The sequence below is a fragment of the Sphingomonas sp. genome (assembly GCF_025353885.1).
Lineage (GTDB): Bacteria > Pseudomonadota > Alphaproteobacteria > Sphingomonadales > Sphingomonadaceae > Sphingomonas_O.
Genome location: NZ_JANXNX010000093.1, coordinates 1 through 5,645 on the forward strand (window position 1 = coordinate 1; position 5,645 = coordinate 5,645).

General features: G+C 64.8%; 5 protein-coding genes. 2 read left to right on the forward strand and 3 right to left on the reverse strand.

Going from position 1 to position 5,645, the window contains the following annotated elements; all coding sequences use genetic code 11:
• Nucleotides 1-54 precede the first annotated feature (54 nt).
• From Q0R02_RS10065 to Q0R02_RS10075, 3 genes are read right to left on the reverse strand one after another with little or no spacing between them, the layout of a single operon-like run.
• The gene (locus Q0R02_RS10065; RefSeq protein WP_293883052.1) at nucleotides 55-444 is read right to left on the reverse strand and encodes a type II toxin-antitoxin system VapC family toxin; all 390 of its coding nucleotides are present in this window, start codon (nucleotides 442-444) and stop codon (nucleotides 55-57) included.
• Entirely contained in the window at nucleotides 441-680 is a 240-nt protein-coding gene (locus Q0R02_RS10070) for a type II toxin-antitoxin system Phd/YefM family antitoxin (RefSeq protein WP_293883054.1), read from the reverse strand. The genes Q0R02_RS10065 and Q0R02_RS10070 overlap by 4 nt, the downstream gene beginning before the upstream one ends.
• A gap of 22 nt (nucleotides 681-702) precedes the next feature.
• Nucleotides 703-3,408: an ATP-dependent DNA helicase gene (locus Q0R02_RS10075; RefSeq protein ID WP_293883057.1), complete on the reverse strand. Its 2,706-nt coding sequence runs from the start codon at nucleotides 3,406-3,408 to the stop codon at nucleotides 703-705.
• Nucleotides 3,409-3,446: 38 nt separating this feature from the next.
• Between Q0R02_RS10075 and Q0R02_RS10080 the strand changes: the two genes are divergently transcribed.
• Entirely contained in the window at nucleotides 3,447-5,000 is a 1,554-nt protein-coding gene (locus tag Q0R02_RS10080) for a lysine--tRNA ligase (RefSeq protein ID WP_293883060.1), read from the forward strand.
• 1 nt (nucleotide 5,001) lies between these two features.
• Nucleotides 5,002-5,645, forward strand: a 644-nt coding sequence (locus Q0R02_RS10085) for a thymidylate synthase (RefSeq protein ID WP_293883063.1), incomplete at its 3' end; no start/stop codon positions are given.

Sequence of the window (5,645 nt, forward strand, 5' to 3'; positions counted from 1 at the left end):
GTAAGTGTCTTCATGGGCACGTTGTGCCGCAAAGCGGTGACCGTTGGAAGACACTCATTCCCAGATGCGCTGGCATCCGAAGACGTCAAGCGCGGTGTCGCAACTGAGGATGGGGATGCCTTCGACCATGGCCTGCGCCGCCAGCATCCGGTCGAACGGGTCGGCATGAGGGGCAGAAAAGCCTCCTGCCATCAGCGCATGATTCAGGGTTATCGTCAGTGGTTGAAACGCATCGCGCATCGTCCAAGCGGCAAAATTCGCGACACCTTCTTCGGCACCGGGCAACTTTCCGATACGAAACTTGGTTGCTATTTCCCACGCACTGACCGGGCTGATGAGAATCATGTTTTCCGGAGCCCCGATCAGGGCCATACCGTTGTCGGACAATCGTCTGTCGTTGGCCCACCACCAGATCAATGCGTGGGTATCGAGCAAAAGTCTCATCGCCCCTCCCAGGCAGCAAGCTCCTCCTCAGGCAGCGGATCAAAGAAACTGTCGGGGACGACATAGGGCCATGACCCCGGCACGCGCGGCTTTTTCGGCTCTGGGGGGGCGAGCGGCACCAGCCGCGCATAGGGTTTGCCCGCTTTCGCCAGGATAATTTCCTCGCCGGCATGGGCGCGGTCCAGGAAATGCGAAAAATGCGTTTTGGCTTCATGGACGTTGACGATCTGGGTCATGGCGCGCGACTTTCAACTGGACTTAGTCCACATAGTCCATCTTCATCCTTTCGGCAACCAAAGCGGTGACGCGCGCGACCGCCTCGTCCAGCGTTACGCGCACGATCGGTGTCCCTTCTGGAAATGCGGTCAACAACCGCGAGGGCATCGCCGCACTCAACACCACGAAACTCCCGCGATCGTCGGCGCGCCGGATCAGCCGGCCAAACGCCTGTGCCAGCCGCGCGCGGACGATGCCGTCGTCATAGGCCGAACCGCCCCCGGCCGCCCGCCGCGCGGCATGCAGCACGGTCGGACGTGGCCATGGCACGCCTTCCAGGATCACGGTGCGCAGCGAATCGCCGGGAACGTCCACCCCGTCGCGTAACGCATCGGTGCCGAGCAGGCTGGCACGCGGATCGTCGCGGAAAATATCGACCAGCGTTCCCGTATCGATCGGATCGACGTGCTGGGCATAGAGCGCCAGTCCCTCACGCGCCAACCGGTCGGCAATGCGCGCATGAACCGTCCGCAACCGCCGGATCGCGGTGAACAGCCCCAGCGTCCCGCCCCCCGATGCCTCGATCAGTCGCGCATAGGCATTGGCCAATTGCCCGACATCGCCGCGCTTTACATCGGTCACGACCAGCACCTGCGCCTGTCGCGCATAATCGAACGGGCTGACCGCAGCAAAATGCGTCGCCCCCGCGCTCAGATGCGCGGCCCCTGTCCGCGCCTCGGCACTGTGCCAGCCGCCCTGCAATCCATCGCCGCCGCGCAGCGTAGCCGACGTCACGATCACCGAATGGGCGGGTTTCAGCGCGGCCTCGGCAAACGGCTTGGTGGGGTCGAGCCAGTGCCGGTGCAGCCCGACATCGAAATCGCGCCCGTCGATCCGGTTGACCGCCAGCCAGTCGACGAAGTCGGGATCGGACGGCCCGCCCATGCGCGATAGCATCGCCAGCCACGCCGCCACTGTGTCGCGCCGCCAGCCAAGGCTTGCAATCGCCCCCTCGATGCGCGCGCGCGCAGGCCCGTCAAGCCAGTCAGGTCCATCCTCCAGCACCGCCTCCAGCCGCCGCCCCAGCGATACCAGCGGTCGTAGCAACGCATCGAGTGCCGTCGCACCCGCCGCCGCCGCATCGACCAGCGGCCCGTCCAGTTCGGCAGCCTCGGTCTCCAATCCGTATCCCGCGTCCTCCGCCTCTGCCCGGGCATAGACCGTTCCGCGGATCGCCCCCAGCAGCGCCTCGATCGCGCCGAACGGTTCGCCCTCGCCGATTCGCTGCAACCAGCCATCGCCGGGCAGCATTTGGGCGGCATGACCCGCCGCCGCAATCGCCGCGCCGCCCTCGGTATCGTAGCTCGCCACATCGGCCAGCCGCGCGGCCAGCCCGCGCCGCCGTCCGCGCGTTGATCCCTCGGGCCCGATGATCCAGCGCCGCAACTCGATCGCCTCCTGACCCGTCAATGCGGCGGCGAACACCGAATCGGCGGCATCGAAGATATGATGGCCTTCATCGAACACGATCCGGCTTGGGCGGTTCGCCATCTCGCGGCCTCGCGCGGCATTGATCATCACCAATGCATGGTTGGCGATAACGATGTCCGCGTCCGCACTCGCTCGCGATGCCCGCTCGATGAAACAACGTCGATAGTGCGGACAGCCCGCGTAAATGCACTCGCCACGCCGGTCGGTCAGTGCCGTCGATCCATTCCGCCGGAACAGGATGCCCAGCCAGCCGGGCAGGTCGCCCCCGACCATGTCGCCGTCCCGGCTATACGCCGCCCAGCGCGCAACCAGGTGCGCCAGTATCGCCGCGCGTCCTGAAAACCCGCCCTGCAGCGCGTCCTCCAGGTTCAGCAGGCACAGATAATTCTCACGCCCCTTACGCACCACGACCCGTTCGGACCGTTCTGCGGGATCGGGAAACAATCGCCGCGTCTCGAAATCCAATTGCCGCTGCAACGCCTTGGTAAAGGTGGAAATCCACACCGCCCCGCCCGCCTGCCGCGCCCACAGCGACGCGGGCGACAGATAGGCCAATGTCTTGCCGATCCCGGTCCCGGCCTCGGCCAGCAGCATGTTCGGCTCATCGCGCCGCGCGCGCGGCGCAAACGCCAAGGCCGCGGCTTCGGTGTAGGCGCGCTGGCCCGGACGCGTCTCACGGCCAGCCCCCGTCATCCCGTCCAGCCGCTCGCGCGCTGCCTCGGCGGAAATCGAAACCGGCCTGGGGGGATTGCGTTGCGGCTTTTCCTCCCATTCGGGCAGCTTGGAAAACAGCCACCGTTCGGCGATCTCGGGCTGCGGGATGGCCTTCACGACGGTCGGCGCCCATGTCCACCGCAACCGCGACAGGGTTTGCGCCGAAGTCCACGCCCCCTCGCGCTCGGGCCAGTCACCGGCCATGCGTGCCACCAGTACAGCCGCGGCCTCGCGCAGCAATGCCGCGGAAACGCCCTCATCGGCCGGCACCGCCAGCCCAAGCGTTTCCGCCAGCCCCTTGACCGTGGGCACCATGAACCTGGCCGGATGCACGAAGGCGAATAGTTCGAGCAAGTCCAGCCCCGACAGTTCGGGATAGCCCAGCCGTTGCCCGACCAGCGGCGCGTTCAGCAAGATCATTGGCGTTTCGCCCGCCCGCGCAATCGCCTCGCCCCGCCCCACGCCGCGCGTGCCGTGCTCGTCCGCAATCCAGATACCGCCATGGCTTGCGTAGAGCGCGGGATGGGGCAAGAGGGTCGTCACCGCCCGTGATTGGCCGAACCGGAACGAAAGAGCAACACTTGTCCGACCTGCGCACCGCCGCCCTGGCCTCCAAAGCATGGCCCTATGAAGAAGCCCGCAAGCTGCTGAAGCGCTATCCGAACGGCAAACCAGGCCCTGTTATCTTCGAAACCGGTTACGGACCGTCGGGCCTGCCGCACATCGGCACGTTCAACGAAGTGCTGCGCACAACGATGGTCCGCAACGCCTTTCACGCGCTGTCCGACACGCCCACCCGGCTGATCGCGTTCAGCGACGACATGGACGGCCTGCGCAAGGTTCCCGACAATATCCCCAACGCCGCATTGCTGACCGCAAACCTCGGCAAGCCGCTGTCGCGCATCCCCGATCCGTTCGAAAAGTTCGAGAGTTTCGCCGCGCACAACAATGCGATGCTCCGCGCATTCCTCGACCGGTTCGGCTTCGACTATGAGTTCGTCTCGTCATCGTCGCACTATGAATCGGGGGCGTTCGACGATGCGCTCCGTGGCGTCTTGCACCACTATGATGCGATCATGGGTGTCATGCTCCCCACGTTGCGCAAGGAGCGCGCGGCAACCTATTCCCCCGTCCTGCCGATCAGCGAAAAGACCGGCGTGGTCCTGCAGGTTCCCGTCGAAGTCATTGACGCCGACGCCGGACTCATCCGCTTCGACGACGGCGGCGACATCGTCACCCAGTCGATCCTCGGCGGCAAGGCCAAGCTGCAGTGGAAAGTAGACTGGGCGATGCGCTGGGTCGCGCTCGGCGTTGACTATGAAATGTTCGGCAAGGACCTGACCGATAGCGGCATCCAGTCGGGCAAGATCGCCCGCGTCCTGGGGGGCCGCCCGCCCGAATCGCTGATCTACGAGATGTTCCTCGACGAAAAGGGCGAGAAGATTTCCAAGTCGAAGGGCAATGGCCTGACGCTCGACCAATGGCTCGATTACGGCACGCAGGAAAGTCTGTCGTTCTTTGCCTATCGCGAACCCAAAAAGGCCAAGCAGCTCCACATCGGCGTCATCCCGCGCGCGGTGGATGAATATTTCCAGTTTCGCGGCAATTATGCGGCGCAACCGATCGAACAGAAACTCGGCAACCCGGTTCATCACATTCACGATGGCAAAGCCCCGGAAACCGTGCCGCCGGTGACATTCGGCCTGTTGCTGAACCTGGTTGGTGTGCTGGGTGCCGGGGCCACCGCCGAACAGGTGCGTTCCTACCTCAGCAACTATGTCGCGGGCGGCGTTTCCCCCGAACTCGACGCGCTGATCGGCCACGCGCTCGCCTACAACCGCGATTACGTGGCCCCCACGCTGCGACGCCGCGCGCCTGACGGCGTCGAGGTCGCCGCCCTCGACCGCCTCGACCATGAACTCGCGCTGCTGCCCCCCGACGCCGACGCCACCGCGATCCAGAACATCGTCTATGCCATCGGCAACGAAGGCGGCTTCGAAAATCTGCGCGACTGGTTCAAGGCGCTTTACGAAACGCTGCTCGGCTCGCCACAAGGTCCGCGCATGGGCAGCTTCATCGCGCTTTACGGGGTCGAGCCATCGCGTAAGCTCATCGCCGAAGCCTTGGGGAAATAGCGTGCGCCAGTATCTCGACCTGCTCCGCCACATCCTCGACACCGGCGTGCCACAGGCCGACCGCACCGGCGTCGGGACGATCAGCACCTTCGGCTACCAGATGCGCTTCGACCTGCAGCAGGGTTTCCCGCTCGTCACCACCAAAAAGGTCCATATCCGCTCGATCTTTATCGAACTGCTGTGGTTCCTGCGTGGCGATACCAACACGAAATGGCTGACCGACAACCGCGTCGGCATCTGGAACGAATGGGCCGACGAGAATGGCGACCTCGGCCCCGTTTACGGCAAGCAATGGCGCGACTGGGTGGCGGCGGACGGCAGCCATATCGACCAGATCGCGGGCCTCATCGACCAGATCAAGTCCAACCCCGCCTCGCGCCGCCAGATCGTCACTGCCTGGAACCCCGGCGAGATTAACCAGATGGCGCTCGCCCCGTGCCATTGCCTGTTCCAGACGTGGGTCGCAAACGGCAGGCTGTCGCTGCAACTGTACCAGCGGTCGGGCGACGCGTTCCTGGGCGTGCCGTTCAACATCGCCAGCTATGCACTGCTGACGCATCTGCTGGCCGATCAATGCGGGCTGGAGGTCGGTGAATTCGTCTGGACCGGCGGCGACGTGCATTTGTATTCGAACCATCTGGAACA

Coding starts and splice junctions, on each gene's coding strand:
- Q0R02_RS10065 (WP_293883052.1), bottom strand. CDS start 444: ATGAGACTTTTGCTCGATACCCACGCATTGATCTGGTGGTGGGCCAAC.
- Q0R02_RS10070 (WP_293883054.1), bottom strand. CDS start 680: ATGACCCAGATCGTCAACGTCCATGAAGCCAAAACGCATTTTTCGCAT.